Raw genomic sequence first — 17085 nt, 5'->3', positions numbered from 1 at the left:
GGCGGTATCGCCCGTTCCCGGGAAGGCCGGGGCTCGCCATGCTGGCGGCCATGACAGAGCGGAAGAAGCGGCTCGACGACCCGCTGGACGACTTCTCGTGCCGGGTCGTCGAGGTCGAGGGCGTCGGCAAGCGGGTGTACGTGACCGGGGCGGGGCCCGCCGTCGTCCTGATGCCGGAGATGCCCGGCATCAGTCCTGACGTGGCCCGGTTCGCCCGGTGGATCCGGGACGCGGGCTTCTCGGTGTACGTGCCGTCGCTGTTCGGCGTCGACGGGGCCTACCCGCTGGCGGAGGCGGCCGAAACCGTCGTACGGCGGGCCTGCGTCAGCGCCGAGTTCCGGGCGTTCGCCGGCGGCGGGACCAGTCCCGTGGTCGCCTGGCTGCGGGGGCTCGCGCGGGTGGCGCACGCCGAGCGGGGCGGGGTCGGGGTCGGGGCGGTCGGGCTCTGCTTCACCGGCAACTTCGCCCTGTCCATGACGCTGGAACCGGCCGTCGTCGCGCCCGTCGTCAACCATCCCTCGCTTCCGCTCGACGACCCGGCGGGGCTCGAACTGGGCGAGGAGGACGCGGTCGCCGTCGCCGAGCGGGTCCGGCGCGACGGGCTGAAGGTGCTCGCCTACCGCTTCGAGGGCGACCGCTGGTGCACGGGCCGGAGGTTCGCCGCCTACCGCGCGCTGCTCGGCGAGGCCTTCGACGGGCGGGTCCTACCCGCCGGGGCGGCGAACCCCGACCCGCCGCCGTTCTTCCGCGATGTCGTCGGCTGCGCGCACAGCGTCGTCACCGCCCATCTCGTGGACACCGCCGGTCACCCCACCGTGCGGGCCCGGGACGAGATCGTCGCGTTCCTGGCGGAGCGGCTCTCGCCGCCGGGGGAGGCGTCACGCTGAGGGAGTCGTCGCCTGGGTCGTCCAGTCGGCGAGGAGACGGAGGGAGCGGGCGGTCCCCGAGGCGGGTTCGACGTTGTAGACGCAGAGGGTCTGCTCGGTGTCGCCGGGGACCTGGAACGACTCGTAGGAGAAGTGCAGTTCGCCCGCCACGGGGTGGAGGTAGTACTTGGCGCCGTGGGTGCGGCGCAGCACCTTGTGGTCGTTCCACCAGGCGGAGAACTCCGGGCAGCCGAGGGTGAGTTCGCCGACCAGGTCGGCGAGCCTGCGGTCGCCGGGGTGGCGGCCGGCCTCCAGGCGCAGCACGGCCACGGTCTCGGCGGCGATCCGTTCCCAGTCGCCGACCCGTTCGCGGGCACTCGGGTCCAGGAGGTAGTAGCGGGCGAGGTTGCGCCGGGGGGCGGGGAGGGCGTCGAAGTCGGTGAGGACGGCCCGGGCGAGGTGGTTGGCGGCGAGGACGTCGGTGCGGCGGCCGAGGATGAAGGCCGGCACGTGGCCGAGCGTCTCCAGCATGAGGTACAGGCCGGGGCGGACCCGCTGGGGCCGGTTCGGGGCGCGGCGGGCCGTGTGCGGTGCGGGCAGCAGCAGGTCGGAGAGGTGCTCGCGCTCGGAGGCGTCCAGGCGGAGCGCCTCGGCCAGGGCCGCGACCACCTCGGCCGAGGGGTTGCCCGCGCGGCCCTGCTCCAGGCGCGTGTAGTACTCGGTGCTGACCCCGGCCAGGCGGGCCACCTCGTCCCGGCGCAGGCCCGGGACACGGCGTACCCGGCCGTCGGCCGGGAGCCCGGCCCGCTCCGGACCGAGCGCGGCACGGCGGCCCCGGAGGAAGTCGGCGATCTCTTTGCTGCGGTCCATGGTTCCAGTGTGGGGCGTCCCGGGGTCGGTGGAGGCCCGGGGGTGGCCCTGCCGGTACCTGTTTCGGCAGGGCCTGCTCGGGCGTCCCGGCGGGGGTCGCGGGCTGGTGTTCTTGAGGTGTGCCGGGAGCAGTCCGCGGCACCTCCCCCTCCTCCTCGTTCCTCCGGAAGGCGGCACCTGATGTCCACGCGGAACACCTCCCTCTCCACGCAGAACACCGTCGTGGCCGCGCGGAACACCGTCGTGGCCGCGCCGCAGGCCTCCCTGGCCGCGCGGCACGCCCCCGGCGCCGCCCTGCCCCTGCGCGACCGTGTCGCCGTCGTCACCGGCGCCTCCAGCGGGATCGGCGAGGCGGCCGCCGAGACGCTGGCCGGGCTCGGCGCGCACGTCGTCGTGCTGGCCCGGCGGGCCGAGCGGCTCGGCGCGCTCGTCGCCCGTGTCGAGAGGAACGGCGGCCGGGCGCTGGCGATCGCGGCCGATGTCACGGACCCGGTGGCCGTCCGCGCGGCGGCCGACCGTGTCGCGGCCGAACTGGGCGGCGCGGACCTGCTGTTGAACAACGCCGGCGTCATGCTGCCCGCCCCGATCGAGGAGCTGGCCACCGACCAGTGGCAGCGGCAGATCGACCTGAACATCACGGGTCTGATGAACGTGACCGGCGCGTTCACGCCGCAGCTGGTCGCCGCCGCGGCCGAGCGCGGGGTGGCCGACCTGATCAACACCTCGTCGATCGCGGCGCAGAACATCTTCCCCACCTTCGCCGTCTACTCCGGCACCAAGGCGTACGTCACGCACTTCTCCCGGCATCTGCGCACCGAACTGGGCCCGAAGAACGTGCGGGTGGCGGCGATCGAGCCGGGCATCGTCGGGACCGAGCTGCAGAGCCACGTCACCGACGAGGGCGCACGGGCGTGGCTGGCGGACGCGCGGCGGTCGATGGAGTGGCTGACCCCGCAGGACGTCGCCGACACCATCGCCTTCCTCGCCTCGCTGCCGCCCCGGGTGAACCTCCAGCAGGTCACCGTCATGCCCACCGGCCAGGCGAGCTGACCGCCGTCTCCCCGGGACGGCCGCCCCCGGCACGTCCCCCCTGCCCGGTCAGGAGACGAGGCGGGTCTCCACCTCCCTGAGCTTCACGGTGCACAGTCCGCCGCGCTCCGCCTTCACGTCGGTGACCTCCAGCTGGGTGCCGGGGGCCAGGATGTACTCCTCCTCGCCGGTGAAGGCGGAGAAGCTGCGGATGCCGACGGCGCGGGCCGGAGTCACCTCGAACAGGGTCCGCTTGCCCCGGCTGCCGAGGAACGAGCGGGCGACGCCCAGCTCCGAGGTGCAGGAGGAGACGCCCCACCAGGTGACCGTCTCCCCCAGGGGGTACTGCGCCCGCAGGTCGAGGGCGACGCCGCGCCACAGGGGCTCGGTGCGGGCGGGCAGCGACTCCACGGCCGCGAACAGCAGCCGCAGGTAGGGCAGGTACGGCGTGACGCGGTGGCGGTCCGGGGAGCGGAGAACGGCGTTGATGTTCCGGTAGAAGCCGGACTCGCAGGTGTAGAGGTACAGCGCGGCGATCGCGTCGGCGGAGAGCTCCGCGCCGGCCTGCTCGTCGGCCCGCCGCTTGCCGAAGTCGCGGGAGCGGTCGATGTGTCCGGCGAGGCCGCGCAGCACCCGGGTGACCGGCGCGACGGCGTCCTCGAACGGCATCAGCGGGGTGTCGAAGACGCCGGTGAGCGGGGGCAGGACGTGCCCCTCGTCACGGACGCTGGTGAGCCGCTCCAGGTACAGCTGGTGGAGCTCCATCGTCGAGGTGATGAAGGCGCCCATGCGGGCGGCGACGTCGATGTCCGGGGCGCCGCCGGTACCGGTGCCCGGCGTCGTGGAGCCCGTACCGCCGGCGGCGGCCGCCGGGGGCCGGTCCCAGCCCTTGCTCGGCAGCCAGTCGACGGGGTCGGCGCCGAGGGACATCAGGGCGTCGTTCACGGTGGCGAGGTGGTCGCCGTCGCAGAAGAGGTCGCCCTGCGCGGCCGGGTTGGCGTGGTCGATGTGGCGGACCTCGACGCCCGGGTAGTTCTTCTCCAGGCGCTGCACGGTCTTCTTGAGGCTGCGGGCGTGGGCGCCCCACCAGGCGAAGACGACGCCCCGGTCCTCCGGGTCCTCCGCCTCCTGCTTGGCGCGGAGGATCTCCTCGACGATCCGCTCGGCGACGGGCCGCCAGAACGAGGTGTGCCGGTCGGTGGCCAGGGCGCCGTCGGCGCTGGCGGTCAGCGAGGCGTTCAGGAGGAGGACGCCCTGGGTGAGCATCGCCTGGAACCACTCGGGCGGCTGGACGGTCTCGCGCTCCTTCAGCAGGGCGCGGATGTCCTTGATGGGGGTCTTCTTGACGATGCCGTACTTCCACATGGCCGCCGCCTTGATGAGGCAGCGGATGCTGACGACCCGTCCGAACTGGCTGTCCTTCCAGTCGTTGAAGGTGTTGTCGAACATGGCGATGCCGGTGGCGCTCTCCGGCCTCGGGTAGGGGTTCTGCCCGAAGACGACGACCTTCCACTTGTGCGCCGGGTGCGGCTTGAGCGCCTGGAAGGTGAGCTCGCGGACGGGCACCACCTGCGGGCTGCGGCCGGGGCCGATGAACCGGTCGGCCTCCGCGCGGGCCTCGATGACCGGCTTGAGGACGGGCAGCCAGGGCTCGCCGCCGCCGGTGAACAGCTCGGCGAGGGCGAGCGGGTCGTTCGGGTCGGGCTGCGGCGAGGGTGTGGCGGTGGTGTCGCTCATGGCGGCGGTGCTCCCGGTGGTCGTGCCTGCGGGGTGGGCGGTGGCGGAGGTGTGCGCCGCGCCGGCGGCGGCCGGCTGGGCGCCGTCAGCGGTGCCAGGGGTGCCCTTACCGACGGCTCCTTTGGCGGCCGCCCCGCCGCCACCCGCGCCTACGGCCGGGGACGCGTACTGCTCCGGTGTCCCGCCCGGCGGCACGATCCGTACCCGGGTCGTGGGCGAGGTCTGGTCGATGGCGGAGAGCTGGGCGGTGATGGTGGCGCGCAGCTCGTCGTCGTCCTGGAACCAGTGGTCGTGGAAGAGGGTGTAGCCGGTCCACATCAGGTTGGCGCACACGCGGGCGGGGACGCGGCCGGTGCGGGCTCCCATGCCGACGAGCGCCACCGAGCGGATGCTGCCGGGCGCCTTGCGGTTCTGCCGGTGGACGGCCTGGAAGGCGGCGGCGCAGGCCATGGCGACGTTGAGCGTCTCGCTCACGTTCTGCGACGAGGCGACCATGGTCGGCGTCGAGATGACGAAGCGCGGCACGGTCGCCCCCGAGGGGACGCACACCGCGCTGCCGACCGGCATGCCGCCGTCGAAGCGGTCGGCGATCGCCTGACGGACCCTCAGCTGGATCCCGGCGCCCAGGTGGCGCTTGATCGCCGCGTCGACGCCGCCGTCCATCCTGCCCGCCGCGTTCGTCGGCGTGACCCAGGCGTCCACGTCCTCGTCGAGGATCGAACCCCGCCGGATCTCGATGCCGGGAACGTCGGCGAAGGCGGCGCGCCAGGCCTGCACCACCCCCGCGTTGACATCCGTCAGCACCACCCTGAGCGCGGTGTCCACACAGCCGTCGGTCATCGAAGCCCCCTGTCGGAACGGTGTCGTGCGACTCTCTCGCAGCACCTCCGAAGCTAGTGGGCCCCACTGACAACGGCGGTCGGCGAGCCCGCCGTCAGGCGTCCCGCCGGGCCATGACGACCACGCCGGGGCCGCGCGTCGCGTCGGCGGGAAGCCGCAGTTCGGCGACCGTCCGCAGTCCGGCGTCCTCGATCAGGGCGAGGAGCTGCTCCGGCTGCCACCGGTGGGTCGTCCACCGGACCGGCACTCCGAAGTAGGCCTCGGTGCGCAGCAGGTCGCCGTCGCCGACGTGGAAGGCGGTGACGAAGTGTCCGCCGGGCTTCAGCGCCCGTGCGAAGTGGGCGAGGACCTGCGGGAGGATCTCGCGGGGGAGGTTGAAGAGCGACCACCAGCCGAGCACGCCGCCGAGGGAGGCCTCGGCGAGGTCGAGCTCGGTGGCGGAGGCGACGGCGAAGCGGCACCGCGGGTGGAGCCGGCGCGCGTGCTCGATCATCCGGGGCGAGAGGTCCACGCCGGACACGTCGATCCCCCGCTCGGCGAGGTACGCGGTCACCGTCCCGGGCCCGCAGCCGACGTCGAGGACGGGCCCGAGGCCGCGCACGGTGTCGGCGAAGGCGTCGATGGAGGCCTTGAGCCAGGGGTCCTGGCGGATGTCGCCGATGCCCGTGTTCAGCACCATGTCGACGTAGTTGTCCGCCACGCGGTCGTAGGAGTCGCGCACGGTGTCGAGGTCGTCCGGGCGGTCGATGGGGTGTGGGGTCATCGGCCCACGATAGACCGCGCGGAAATGGCGCGTTGTCCTATGCCCGGGGCATCGTCTTCCGGCGAAAGCCCCTCGTTCCGGGCGTCTTTGGTGTCTAGTGGAGTCCGTCCGTGAGCACCACCCGGCCGTGGGGGCCTGCCGCCCGGCCGGCATGTCGAGAACCGAGGGAGCACGTACTGATGGTGAGTGTGGAGACGTCTCTGAAGGAGGCGATGACCTCCATCGAGGGGAGCGTGGGGGCCGCGCTGGTCGACTACACGAGCGGCATGGCGCTCGGCACGCTGGGCGGGGGCAAGGACCTCGACCTGAGCGTGGCGGCGGCCGGCAACACCGACGTCGTCCGGGCGAAGCTGCGGGCGATGGAGATGCTGGGCATAGAGGAGGGCATCGAGGACGTCCTGATCACCCTCGACACCCAGTACCACCTCATCCGGCTGATCAAGGGGCGGGGCGGCAACGGCCTGTTCCTGTACATCGTCCTGGACAAGAGCCGCGCGAACCTGGCCATGGCGCGGCACCAGCTGAAGCGGATCGAGGCGGGCCTGGAGCTGTAACCGTCCTCCTGATGCCCGGCTCCGCACGCCCATGACTTGAAGAAGTCTTCAAGTCGACACATCCGAAAGTGATGCAGTCGAGGGCGGGCGGAAGCCGGGACACGGGAGGATGGGCGCCGTCACCAGAGGTCGGAACGTCGGGGAGAGTCGTCGTATGCAGGTGCCGCTGTACCAGGCCAAGGCGGAGTTCTTCCGCATGCTCGGACATCCGGTCCGTATCCGCGTCCTGGAACTGCTCCAGTACGGCCCTCTTCCCGTACGCGAGCTGCTCAAGGACATCGACGTCGAGCCGTCCAACCTCAGCCAGCAGCTGGCCGTCCTGCGCCGCTCGGGGATCGTGGTCTCCGTCCGCGACGGCGCCACCGTCAGCTACGCGCTCGCCGGCGGCGACGTCGCCGACCTCCTCAAGGCAGCGCGCCGCATCCTCACGGAGCTGCTCGTCGGCCAGAGCGAGCTCCTCGCGGAACTCCGCCACGCCGAGAGCGCCACGGCCCCGCCCGCGCCGCACGGCTGACCGGACAGGGCGGGCCCGCGGGGCGCACGCGCCAGGGGCGGGTTCCGGCGCTTCCGGGACGCGGGGGATTTCTCCACGCGTACAGCGGGAAGTCACGGGACGGTCGTGGGGTGGTGGTTCTCGGGCGCTCTTCTTGTGGCGCTCCGCGCCGGTCCACGGCCGGCGCTCGGTTCCCGTATCCGCTCGTCCTCCGGAGGCTTCCCCCATGGCCGATCTCGATCGTCGCAGGTTCCTTCAGCTCGCAGGTGGTGCCGTCGCGTTCAGCGCGCTCTCCGAGTCCATCGCCCGGGCCGCGGCGATCCCCGCGCAGGGGTCCACCGGCACGATCCAGGACGTCGAGCACATCGTCGTCCTCATGCAGGAGAATCGTTCCTTCGATCATTACTTCGGAGCGATGAAGGGCGTCCGCGGCTTCGGCGACCCGCGCCCCGTGACGCTGCCGAGCGGGAAGTCGGTGTGGAACCAGGCCGACGGCTCCAAGGTGACGCTGCCCTTCCGTCCGGAGAGCGCGAAGCTCGGGATGGAGTTCCTCCAGGGGCTCAACCACGACTGGGCGGGTGGCCAGAAGGCGTTCAACCACGGGCGTTACGACCAGTGGATTCCGGCCAAGACCAAGGCGACGATGGCGCACCTGACCCGGGACGACATCCCCTTCCACTACGCGCTCGCCGACGCGTTCACCCTCTGCGACGCGTACCACTGTTCGTTCATCGGCTCGACCGACCCGAACCGCTACTACCTGTGGTCGGGTCACACCGGCAACGACGGCACCGGCGGCGGGCCGGTCCTCAACAACGCCGAGGCCGGGTACGGCTGGAAGACGTACCCCGAGCGCCTGGAGGCGGCCGGGATCTCCTGGCGGGTCTACCAGGACGTCGGCGACGGCCTGAACGCGGCCGGCTCCTGGGGCTGGATCAACGACGCCTACCGCGGCAACTACGGCGACAACTCGCTGCTCTACTTCAACACCTACCGCAACGCCCAGCCCGGGAACCCGCTCTACGACAAGGCCCGCACGGGCACCGACGCCAAGGCGGGCGAGGGGTACTTCGACCGGCTGCGCGCCGACGTCCAGGCCGGGCGGCTGCCGCAGGTCTCCTGGATCGCCGCCCCCGAGGCCTTCTCCGAGCACTCCAACTGGCCCTCGAACTACGGCGCCTGGTACATAGCCCAGGTCCTGGACGCGCTGACCTCGAACCCTGACGTGTGGGCGCGTACGGCGCTGTTCATCACGTACGACGAGAACGACGGCTTCTTCGACCACGTCGTCCCGCCGTACGTCCCGGCCTCGGCGGCGCAGGGCCTGTCGACCACGCCGACCGCCCTGGACCACTTCCCCGGGAAGACGGGGTACGTCGCCGGGCCCTACGGCCTCGGCCCCCGCGTCCCCATGATCGTCGTCTCCCCGTGGTCCACCGGCGGCTACACCTGCTCCGAGACCTTCGACCACACCTCGGTCATCCGCTTCATGGAGAGCCGCTTCGGCGTCCAGGAGCCGCAGATCTCGCCCTGGCGGCGGGCCGTCTGCGGCGACCTGACCTCGGCCTTCGACTTCGGCCGCAGCCAGCCGCAGCCGGTCGCGCTGCCGTCCACGGCCGGCTACTACCCGCCGGACCGCGACCGTCACCCCGACTTCCCCGCCACCGCGCCGGCCGTCGGCACGATGCCGCGCCAGGAGCCCGGGGCGAAGCCGACGCGTCCGCTCAAGTACGCCCCGTACGTGGACGGCGCCGCCGACACCACGGCCGGGACCTTCCGCCTCGCCTTCAGCGGCGGCCCGTCCGCCGGCGCCCAGTTCTACGTGACGTCCGCGAACCGCACCGACGCCCCCTGGACGTACACGACCGAGGCGGGCAAGTCGATCGCGGACACCTGGAACACCAAGTACTCCAAGGGCACCACCGACCTCACCGTGCACGGCCCCAACGGCTTCCTGCGCCGCTTCCGCTCGCCCGGGAAGACCGCCGTCCCGGAGGTGAGCGCCCGTCACGACGCCGCCACCGGCACCCTGCGCCTCACCTTCACCAACGCCGGCGCCACCACGACCGTGACCGTCGTCAACGCCTACGCGGGCGGCCCGCAGACGCTGACGGTGGCCCGCGGCGCGACCGTCACCCACACCGTGCCGCTCGCCGACTCCGGCCGGTGGTACGACGTCACGGTCACCTCGCCCGCCCACACCGACTACGTCCGCCGCCTGGCCGGGCACGTGGAGACGGGCGCGGAGGGCGTGACGGACCCGGGCATCCTCACCTACTGACCCGCCGGGGGGCGGCACGCGCGCACCGTGTGCCGCCCCCGTGGTGGTCAGTGGCCGAGGGCGTCGATTCCCGCCTGGGCGAACTCCTCGTCGAGGAGTCCGCTGGGCGCGCCGGCGACGCCGATGCCGGCGATCGGGGAGCCCTGGTACCGGATGGGCAGGCCGCCGGCGAGGAAGAGGGTGCCGGGGATGTCGGCGAGCGTCGGGTTCTGTTCGAGGCGGCCGACGAGCACCGACGTCGGGGCGTTGAACGACGCCGCCGTGTACGCCTTGCGCTGCGCGGACTCGTACGTGTGGGGTCCGGCGCCGTCGCCGCGCAGCACGACGATCGCGTTCCCGCCGCGGTCGAGGACGGCGACGCTGACCCGCTGCCCGGCGGCGGTCGCCGCCGCGAGCGCGGCGCGCGCGGCCTTCTCGGCGGCCCGTTCCGTCAGGTGCGCGGTCGTGACCACGTTCTGGGGTGCGACGCCGTCGTTCGTCGCCGGCGCGGCGCACGCCGCCGACCGGCAGGGGGCGTCGCCCGCCGCCTGCGCGGGGACGGCCAAGCCGAGGCCCAGGCCGATCGCCATCAGGGTGCCGCAGGCCGCGGCGCGTACACCCGGCGTGGATCTCTTCACGGACTCTCCCGGCTCGTTCGCGGCGGCCGGCGGGGCGCGGGCCGCCTTCGTAGCGGCATTGCAGCGTCGCCGGGGCCGCGCGCCGGGCACCGACACGGCCCGCTGGGCCGGACGGCCGAAGCCCCCGCCGGGCGGTCGGGCGCGGCGGGTCAGCGGCTGTCGCGGAGGCGGAGCAGGTACGCCGCGGTCAGCGCGACCGCGGGGTCCACGTCGCGTGTGAGACCGGCGAGGGCGCGGCCGGCGGCGGGGCCGGGGATGTCGGCGAGGGCCTGGGTGAGCCGGCCCCGGGCGGCGGGCCCGGTGGCGGCGTCGGCGAGCCGGGCGAGGAGTCCGGCCGCGAGCGCGTCGCCCGTGGTGTCGTCGGTGGCCAGGGCGGCGAGCGCGTCGGCCGCGTCGGTGTCGTTGCGGCCGTCGACGACCATCTCGACGAGCGTGGGGATCGCGTCGGCGTCGCCCCGGTTGCCGAGCGCGAGGGCCGCCTGGCCTCCGACCACCGGGTCGGGGTGGGCGAGGGCGGCGCGGAGCAGGGCGGTCGTCTCCTCGCCGGGGAGCCCGGCGAGCGCGCGGACGGCCCGTTCGCGTACCGCCGCCTCGGGCGCGTCCAGGCCCTTGGCCAGGAGCGCGGGCCCACCGTCGCCGGAGCGGGCGAGCGCCCAGCGCAGGGCGCCCGCGACGTTGGTCTCCGTCTCGCCCAGGGCGGCCTCGACGAGCGCCTCCACCGGTACGGGGACACCGTCGGCGGCGGCGAGCGCGGCGCGCTGGCGGGTGTCCTTGCTCGCCGAGCCGAGGGCCTGGAGCAGCGCCACGACCCGCAGGGCGTCGTCCCAGCCCGCGGGTTCGGTGGCGTCGATGCGGCGCAGCCGGGTGAGCAGTTCGGTCTCGGCCGCGATGCGGGCACGGGTCTGCTCGATGAGGTCGCCGACGAGCCGCCCGGGCGTGAAGCCGGGGTCGTCGAGGGCGCGGCCGATCTCCCGCAGCGACAGCCCCAGCGAGCGGAGGCTCTCGATGTGGAAGATCCGCCGGATGTCCTCGTCGCGGTACTCCCGGTAGCCGGAGCCGGTGCGGTCCGAGGGCCGCACCAGGCCGAGCTTCTCGTAATGCCTGAGCATGCGGGCGCTGACGCCGGAGCGACGCGCCACCTCACCGATCAACACGCCCTAGTGTCCCTCCCCCGGGGCCCCGTCGAGCGCCACGACCCGCTTCGCCTCCTCGATCGCGTACGCGAACCCGGTGTCGGGGTCGCGCAGGATCCGCCGGGTGGCGAGGGCGTGGGCGCGCGCCTGCGGGTCGGGGGCGGCCGCCGCGGTGTCCAGGACCGGCAGGATCACGTCGCCGAGCCCGATCAGGGCCCGGCTCAGGCTGAGCTGCGTCTCCTGCCCGCCGCGTCCCAGCTGGGTGGCGAGCACGGCGGCGAGGGCGGGCTCCTCGCCGTCCGGGACGAGCAGGACGGCCGTCCGCCAGGCGGCCCTGGCGACCTCGTCGTCGGGGTCGGCGAGGTGCGCGCGGGTGATCGCCGGCCAGGCCCGACGGTCGCCGATCTTGGACAGGGTGTGCAGGGCCTGGCTGCGTGCCCTGGCCCGCTCCGAGCCGAGCTCGCCGAGCACGCGGGGCAGCGTCAGGGACTCGGGGTGCCGGGTCAGGGCCCAGGTCAGCATGTCGCGGACGAAGAACTCGGGCTCGACGGCGCACCGCTCGACGAGCGCGTCGACGAATCGCGCGTCAGGCGTGGTGCCGACCGCCAGGGCGGCCTTGAGCCGCACCGACGGACGGTCGTCCGCGAGCGCCCGGAGCGCGCGGCGTACCTCCGGGTCCTGGTACGTCGTGGTCATGGGGACCACCTCCTCGCCCGGCAGTCAAAGGCTTGTCACCGTGTCAAGGTCAAGCGCGCCACCGGCCCCTTCCGGTCCGGGGGCCGGTCACTGGGGCAGGGGGCGGTCGTCGACGACGTGCTTCATGACGAGGGTGGAGGTCAGGCGCTGGACGCCGGGGAGGCGGGCGAGCCGCTGGTCGTAGAGCTCCTGGAAGGCGGGGAGGTCGGCGGTGGCGACGCGCAGGAGGTAGTCGGGCTCGCCGAAGAGGCGCTGGGCCTGGAGGACGTGGGGGACGGCCGCGACGGCCTCCTCGAAGGCGGTGACGGTGTCGGGGTCCTCCCAGCGGAGGGTGGCGAAGACGAGCGCCTCGAAGTTCAGGCCGACGGCTGCCGGATCCACCACGGCGCGGTAGCCGCGGATCGCTCCGGCGCGTTCGAGGTCGCGCAGCCGGCGGTGGCAGGGCGAGACGCTGAGCCGCACGCGGGCGGCGAGCTCGGTGACGGTCAGACGGCCGTCCTGCTGCAGCTCGGCAAGAATCTTCCGGTCCATGGCATCCATGGAGAAGATTCTCCCCCGCATCTCTTCTCAGCGGGGTAAAGAAGGGAACACTTTCGGGCATATCCCGCCTAGCCTTCCTCACGTCATACGGCACGTGAGAGGGCTCGAACCATTGGACACGACGACGCTGGCGGCCTTCCTGGCCGTGGACCTGCTGCTGGTCCTCACGCCGGGCGCGGACTGGGCGTACGCGATCTCGGCCGGACTGCGCGGACGGTCGGTCGTGCCCGCCGTCGCCGGGCTCGTCGCCGGCTACGCGGGATACACCCTGCTCGCCGTCGCGGGCCTGGTCGTCCTCGTCGCGAGCTCACCGGCCGTCCTCACCGCGCTGACCCTGGCCGGCGCCTGCTACCTCGTCTGGCTGGGCATCGGCGTGCTCCGGCAGCCGGCCGTCCTGACGGCCTCCGACGAGGCCGCGGGGGCGTCCCGGGCCCAGCTCGCGCTGCGGGGCATGGGGATCAGCGGCCTCAACCCGAAGGCGCTGCTGCTGTACTTCTCGCTCTTCCCCCAGTTCATCGACCCGGCGACGGGCTGGCCGGTGGCCGCGCAGACCGGTCTCCTCGGCTCCCTCCACATGACCGCCTGCGCCGTCGTCTACCTCGGCGTCGGCGTCCTCGCCCGCACGGTGCTGCGCGGCCGGCCCACCGCCGCGCGCGCGGTGACGCGGGTCTCCGGCGTCATGATGATCGCCATCGGCGCCCTGCTGCTGGCCGAGCACCTGGCGGGCTGACGGGGCCGTGCCCCTCGCCGTCCTCCGTCATGCCGTGCGGGTGTGGACGAGGAGGACGGCGCGCGCGTCGAAGGTGCGCGTCCCGGCGAGGGCGAGCGGGGTGCGGGCCTGGGCCGGGTGGAAGGCGGGGCGTCCGCCGCCGAGGAGGACCGGGTGGACGACGACGTGGTACTCGTCGATCACGCCGTGCTCGGTGAGGTGGGCGGCGAGTTCCGAGCCTCCGAAGAGGACCAGGTCGTGGCCGGCCTCCTTCAGGGCGGTCAGCTCCTCCGCCACGTTCTCGGAGATGACGCGGGCGTCGAGCCCGGCCTCGCCCGCGGAGCCCTCGCCCAGGGCACCTTCGCTCAGGGTGCGGGAGACGACGATCTTGGGTGCCCTGCGCCAGAGCGGCGCGAAGGCCAGGTCGTGCGGGTCCTGCGAGTACCGCTCGGCCTGCGGCCAGAAGCCGGACATCAGGTCCCACACCTTGCGGCCGTAGAGGAAGACCGTGCCCTCCGGGGTCAGTTCCCGCGAGTGGGCGGAGAGTTCGGGTCCCATCGCCGGCCAGTCGAACTCGCCGTTCGGGCCCTCGATGTAGCCGTCGAGGGACTGGTGCACGAAGTGGATGAGCTTGCCCATGATGTCGACCGATCCTCGCGTGGACGCCGGTGCCCCTGCGACACCGTCGCCCTTGGGTCGGAGCCGCGAAGGCGGTCTCTACATCCGGTGCGGCACTTTCGCGGGAGATTTTCCCGGGGCATGTCCGCGGACCCCTCCCCGGCACGTCCGGCACCCGGCTCGCGGGCCCCGAAGGCCTGGTCAGGATCGTATGAAACCCCCTGGTGAGCCGCTGTGCGCCCTTCCGCGCCGGTCGCACCTCATGGTGGGACAACTTCGCCGCGCGCTCGGCGGAACCGGTGAATCCGGCGCCGGGTATGTGGGTCCGACACGTGCGCCGGGCACGTTCCCGCCAGCGGTTCTCGCCGTCGAGAGGGATGGGCATGACGAGCCACGCCACCGAAGCCTTACTCGAAGACCTCCTCCACCGAGCCCTGCTCGCCACGGACACGGGCGAGCGCTGGACGACCGGGTCCGACGACATGTGGTGCCGGGTGACGCCCCTCGACGGGGAGCAGCGCCCGCAGGGCTGGAAGCTGCACGTGTCGGCGACGGCCGCCTCCGCGCCCGCCGTCCTCCTGAAGTCCCTGGAGGTGCTGCTGCCGGACGCGTCGGGCTTCAAGTTCGCCCGCTCCCTTGAGCGGGTCGGCGCGCTCAACTCGCGTGCCACACCGCGCGGCAGCTCCGGGAAGTTCCTGACGGTGTACCCGCGTTCGGACGCCGACGCGGCCCGCATCGCCGCGGAGTTGCACCGCGCGACGGCGGGGCTCGCCGGCCCCCGGATCCTCTCCGACCAGCAGTACGCCGCCGACAGTCTGGTCCACTACCGGTACGGCGCCTTCGTCGGCCGGCGGCGGCTCTCGGACGACGGCCTGCTGGTCTGGTACTTCGAGGACCCCGACGGCAATCCGGTGGAGGACCGGCGCACCGGGCGGTACACGCCCCCGGAGTGGGCCGTGAGCCCCTTCCCCGCCCCGGCCCACGTCCCCTCCCCCGCCCCGGCTCCCGCCGCGCCGCGCCCCGTGGTGGTCGGCGGCCGGTTCGCGGTGCGGGAGGCGATCCGGCACACCAACAAGGGCGGCGTGTACCGGGGCAGCGACGTCCGCACCGGCGCGGCCGTCGTCATCAAGGAGACCCGCCCGCACGTGGAGGCCGACGCCTCCGGCAGCGACGTCCGGGACTGGCTGCGCGCCGAGGCGCGGACGCTGGAGAAGCTGCGGGGTTCGGGGCTCGCGCCGGAGCCGCTGGCGCTGTTCGAGCACGCCGGGCACCTGTTCCTCGCGCAGGAGGAGGTGCCGGGCGTCCCGCTGCGGACCTGGGTCGCCGAGCGCTTCCGCGACGCCGGCGGCGAGCGGTACGGGGCCGAGGCGACGGCCCAGGTCGCCCGGCTCGTCGACCTGGTGGCCGCCGCCCACGCACACGGCTGTGTGCTGCGCGACTTCACGCCCGGCAACGTGATGGTCCGCCCGGACGGCGACCTGCGCCTGATCGACCTGGAACTGGCCGTCCTCGCGGACGACGCCGCGCTCCCGACCCGGGTGGGCACGCCCGGCTTCAGCGCCCCCGAGCGCCTGCTCGACGCGCCCGTCTCCCCGACGGCCGACTACTACAGCCTCGGCGCGACCGTGTGCTTCGTGCTCGCGGGCAAGGTGCCGAACCTGCTGGCCGAGGAGCCGCAGGGCCGGCCGGCGGAGGAGCGGCTCGCCGAGTGGCTGGACGCCTGCCTCGTCTCCGTACGACTCCCTGACGGGATGCGGGAGTCGATCCTCGGGCTCATGCGCGACGATCCGGCCGCGCGCTGGGATCCGGCCAGGGCCCGCGAGGCCCTCGGGCGGACCGCCGGCGGGCCGGCGGCGCGCCCCTCGCGGCCGTCCCCGGCCGGGTCCGCCCCGGCCACCGCCCGCGCCGACGACGACGTGATCGGGAGCGCCGTCGACGGGATCGTGCGGCACCTCGTCGACACGATGACGCCCGACGACGACCGGAGGCTGTGGCCCGTCTCGACCCTCGCCGGGGAGACCGACCCGTGCACGGTGCAGCAGGGCGCGGCCGGTGTCCTCGCGGTGCTCACCCGGTACTTCGAGCTGACCGGCGACCCCCGGCTGCCCGGACCGCTCGCCGCGGCGGGACGCTGGATCGCCGACCGCAGCGACCCCCGGTCCGCCCGCCCGGGGCTGCACTTCGGCACCGGCGGCACCGCCTGGGCGTTGTACGAGGCCGGACGGGCCGTCGAGGACCGGGAGCTCGTCGACCACGCCCTGGCCCTGGCATCGGCCCCGCAGCGGCCGACACCCAGCCACGACATCACCCACGGCACGGCCGGCAGCGGCATGGCGCGCGCGCACCTGTGGCGGCGCACCGGCGATCCGCGTCTCGCCGCGCTGGTCGGCGAGGCGGCCGACCGGCTGGCCGGCGCGGCCCGGCGCGAGGGATCGGGGGTGAGCTGGCCGGTACCGGCGGAGGCCGTCGCCCAGGAGGCGGGCAAGCGCTACCTCGGCTTCGCCCACGGCTCGTCGGGCATCGGCTGCTTCCTCCTCGCCGCCGCGTCCGTCACCGGCCGCCCGGACCACCGGGAGCTGGCCGTGGCGGCGGGCGAGCACCTGGTGGCGCACGCCGTGGACGTGGGCGGCGCGGCCCAGTGGCCGTCCCAGACGGGGGACGTGCCGACGGCTCCGTACTGGTGCCACGGCTCGGCCGGAATCGGGTCGTTCCTGGTCCGGCTGTGGCGCGCGACCGGTGACGACCGGTACGGCGACCTCGCCCGCGCCGCCGGCCGGGCCGTCGTCGAGCGGGCCTCCCGCGCCGCGCTCACCCAGTGCCACGGCCTGGCGGGCAACGGCGACTTCCTCCTCGACCTGGCCGACGCCACCGGCGACCCGGTCCACCGCGCGCGGGCCGGCGACCTGGCCCGCCTCCTCGTCGCCGAACGGTCCGTACGCGGCGGCCACGTCGTCTTCCCCAACGAGTACGGGGAGGTCTCGACGGGCTGGAGCGACGGCTCCGTCGGAATCCTGGCGTTCCTCCTGCGGGTGCGCCACACACAGCCCCGGCACTGGATGGTCCAGCCGCCGGTATGAGCGGCGGCGGGCCCGCCGCCGCACGCCGAGGAACAGCGCAGCGAACGACACGACACACCACGAAGAAGGAGAAGACCATGGAGAACAAGGACCTCGACCTCCTCGCCCGGCTGCACGCCCTCCCGGAGACCGACCCGGTCGGCGTCGACGGCGCGCCCTTCGCCGCCACGTGCGAGTGCGTCGGCCTGCTCACGCTCCTCAACACCGTCTGTATCGGTGTGAGCTGCGCGTAGCCGCAACGCCTCCCCCGGCCGGTGGCTGT

16 protein-coding genes are annotated in these 17085 nt (G+C 73.9%); 8 read left to right on the top strand and 8 right to left on the bottom strand.

Annotated features, from left to right (window positions below; genetic code table 11):
• Positions 1–50 precede the first annotated feature (50 nt).
• Positions 51–887, top strand: coding sequence for a dienelactone hydrolase family protein (locus tag ABZ621_RS27390; RefSeq protein WP_360609061.1), 837 nt, complete (start codon positions 51–53; stop codon positions 885–887).
• Here ABZ621_RS27390 and ABZ621_RS27385 read toward each other — a convergent pair.
• Positions 879–1736, bottom strand: coding sequence for a helix-turn-helix transcriptional regulator (locus ABZ621_RS27385; protein ID WP_360609059.1), 858 nt, complete (start codon positions 1734–1736; stop codon positions 879–881). The genes ABZ621_RS27390 and ABZ621_RS27385 overlap by 9 nt on opposite strands.
• A 180-nt stretch (positions 1737–1916) precedes the next feature.
• On the opposite strand from ABZ621_RS27385, the gene ABZ621_RS27380 reads away from it, so the two are divergent.
• Entirely contained in the window at positions 1917–2786 is an 870-nt protein-coding gene (locus ABZ621_RS27380; RefSeq protein WP_360609057.1) for an SDR family oxidoreductase, read from the top strand.
• 48 nt (positions 2787–2834) lie between these two features.
• Here ABZ621_RS27380 and ABZ621_RS27375 read toward each other — a convergent pair whose 3' ends face one another.
• Together ABZ621_RS27375 and ABZ621_RS27370 are read right to left on the bottom strand one after the other, a co-directional pair.
• Positions 2835–5342 carry an ADP-ribosyltransferase domain-containing protein gene (locus ABZ621_RS27375; RefSeq protein WP_360609055.1) on the bottom strand — a complete coding sequence of 836 codons (2508 nt, stop codon included), beginning with the start codon at positions 5340–5342 and terminating at the stop codon, positions 2835–2837.
• 94 nt (positions 5343–5436) lie between these two features.
• Entirely contained in the window at positions 5437–6105 is a 669-nt protein-coding gene (locus ABZ621_RS27370; protein ID WP_360609053.1) for a class I SAM-dependent methyltransferase, read from the bottom strand.
• Positions 6106–6284: 179 nt separating this feature from the next.
• Between ABZ621_RS27370 and ABZ621_RS27365 the strand changes: the two genes are divergently transcribed.
• The 3 genes from ABZ621_RS27365 to ABZ621_RS27355 all read left to right on the top strand — a co-directional run bounded on the left by ABZ621_RS27365 (position 6285) and on the right by ABZ621_RS27355 (position 9433).
• Positions 6285–6659 carry a hypothetical protein gene (locus tag ABZ621_RS27365; RefSeq protein ID WP_360609051.1) on the top strand — a complete coding sequence of 125 codons (375 nt, stop codon included), beginning with the start codon at positions 6285–6287 and terminating at the stop codon, positions 6657–6659.
• A gap of 154 nt (positions 6660–6813) precedes the next feature.
• Entirely contained in the window at positions 6814–7173 is a 360-nt protein-coding gene (locus ABZ621_RS27360; protein ID WP_360609049.1) for a metalloregulator ArsR/SmtB family transcription factor, read from the top strand.
• 205 nt (positions 7174–7378) lie between these two features.
• On the top strand, positions 7379–9433 hold the full coding sequence (locus ABZ621_RS27355) for a phosphocholine-specific phospholipase C (protein ID WP_360609047.1): 2055 nt from the start codon (positions 7379–7381) through the stop codon (positions 9431–9433).
• Positions 9434–9480: 47 nt separating this feature from the next.
• On the opposite strand, the gene ABZ621_RS27350 is transcribed toward ABZ621_RS27355, so the two are convergent.
• The 4 genes from ABZ621_RS27350 to ABZ621_RS27335 form a co-directional block, all read right to left on the bottom strand.
• On the bottom strand, positions 9481–10050 hold the full coding sequence (locus tag ABZ621_RS27350) for a heme-binding protein (RefSeq protein ID WP_360609045.1): 570 nt from the start codon (positions 10048–10050) through the stop codon (positions 9481–9483).
• 149 nt (positions 10051–10199) lie between these two features.
• Positions 10200–11204 (bottom strand): MerR family transcriptional regulator, encoded by a 1005-nt coding sequence (locus tag ABZ621_RS27345; protein ID WP_360609043.1) that lies wholly within the window; start codon positions 11202–11204, stop codon positions 10200–10202.
• A gap of 3 nt (positions 11205–11207) precedes the next feature.
• Positions 11208–11879, bottom strand: a complete 672-nt coding sequence (locus tag ABZ621_RS27340; RefSeq protein WP_360609041.1) for a HEAT repeat domain-containing protein — start codon at positions 11877–11879, stop codon at positions 11208–11210.
• Positions 11880–11966: 87 nt separating this feature from the next.
• A complete protein-coding gene (locus tag ABZ621_RS27335; RefSeq protein ID WP_169092188.1) occupies positions 11967–12419 on the bottom strand; it encodes an Lrp/AsnC family transcriptional regulator in 453 nt (150 codons plus the stop codon).
• Between the two features lie 112 nt (positions 12420–12531).
• On the opposite strand from ABZ621_RS27335, the gene ABZ621_RS27330 reads away from it, so the two are divergent.
• The gene (locus ABZ621_RS27330) at positions 12532–13149 is read left to right on the top strand and encodes a LysE family translocator (RefSeq protein ID WP_360609039.1); all 618 of its coding nucleotides are present in this window, start codon (positions 12532–12534) and stop codon (positions 13147–13149) included.
• 27 nt (positions 13150–13176) lie between these two features.
• On the opposite strand, the gene ABZ621_RS27325 is transcribed toward ABZ621_RS27330, so the two are convergent.
• Positions 13177–13767, bottom strand: coding sequence for a dihydrofolate reductase family protein (locus ABZ621_RS27325; protein ID WP_360609037.1), 591 nt, complete (start codon positions 13765–13767; stop codon positions 13177–13179).
• Positions 13768–14129: 362 nt separating this feature from the next.
• Here ABZ621_RS27325 and lanL point away from each other — a divergent pair, with 362 nt between their 5' ends.
• Complete coding sequence (lanL, locus tag ABZ621_RS27320; protein WP_360609035.1) at positions 14130–16823, top strand: class IV lanthionine synthetase LanL; 2694 nt, start codon at positions 14130–14132, stop codon at positions 16821–16823.
• A gap of 77 nt (positions 16824–16900) precedes the next feature.
• A complete protein-coding gene (locus tag ABZ621_RS27315; protein WP_359530790.1) occupies positions 16901–17056 on the top strand; it encodes a VenA family class IV lanthipeptide in 156 nt (51 codons plus the stop codon).
• Positions 17057–17085: the final 29 nt, after the last annotated feature.

Origin of the sequence: Streptomyces sp. NPDC007863 (assembly GCF_040633895.1) — a bacterium.
Lineage (GTDB): Bacteria > Actinomycetota > Actinomycetes > Streptomycetales > Streptomycetaceae > Streptomyces.
The sequence above is the reverse complement of the archived record's forward strand: the minus strand, read 5'-3'. Positions and strand labels throughout refer to the sequence as shown.